This is a genomic window from Streptomyces calidiresistens (genome assembly GCF_014141525.1).
Taxonomy (GTDB): domain Bacteria; phylum Actinomycetota; class Actinomycetes; order Streptomycetales; family Streptomycetaceae; genus Streptomyces; species Streptomyces calidiresistens.
The window spans coordinates 1-820 of sequence record NZ_VKHS01001363.1; the positions used below are offsets into that span (position 1 = coordinate 1).

The window sequence follows — 820 nt, forward strand, 5'->3', positions numbered from 1 at the left end:
GCCGATCAGGGGGCGGGGCGGGGGTTCACCAACCCCTGGTCCTCCTCGGCCCGGGCGAGGAGGGCGAGCATGGCGCGGTGCGCGCCCGGGGCGTCCCCCGCGCGCACGGCCTCCACCACGGCCCGGTGGCTCGGCAGGGGGTCGCCGGAGGCGGCCCGGGCGTGGACGAGCCGGTCGCGCTCCAGCAGGCCCGGCTCCAGGAACACCTCCATGCCGGCGAGGAGTTCGTTGCCGGTGGCGGCCAGCAGGGCGCGGTGGAAGAGGGCGTCGGCACGTGCGGCCGGGGTCGGGTCGTCACCGGCCTCCGCCATGGCGGCGAGGGCGGCGTCCAGGGCGTCGAGGTCGGCCTCGGTGCGGTGCAGGGCGGCCCGGTGGGCGGCGGCCGGTTCGACGACGGCCCGCAGGTCGGCGAGGTCGCGCAGCAGTCGGTCGGTGTCCCCGTCCCGGGCCCGCCAGCGGATCAGGTCGGGGTCCAGGAGGTTCCACTCCGAGCGGGGGCGGACGAAGGTGCCGCGTTTCTGGCGGGCGTCCACCAGTCCCTTGCCCGCGAGGACCTTCAGCGCCTCGCGCATCACGGTCAGGCTGACGTCGAGTTCGGCGCCGAGGGCGCGGATGTCCAGGGTGTCCCCCTCGGCGAAGTCCCCGCCGACGATGCGGGCGCCCAGGCGGTGCACCACGTGGCCGTGCACGCCCCGGGCGGAGTAGGACCCCATGCGGCGGCTCCCCGAATCGAATCGTCGTCTTCCCGGACGCCCCACTCTAGCCCGATCATTATTTATGAATAAATCTTGACAGCTTTCCCCGCCCCCACGACGATGGC

General features: G+C 74.6%; 1 protein-coding gene. It reads right to left on the reverse strand.

Annotated elements, in window-relative coordinates:
• Positions 1-5: 5 nt before the first annotated feature.
• Entirely contained in the window at positions 6-713 is a 708-nt protein-coding gene (locus FOE67_RS27325; RefSeq protein WP_182667495.1) for a FadR/GntR family transcriptional regulator, read from the reverse strand.
• Positions 714-820 lie beyond the last annotated feature (107 nt).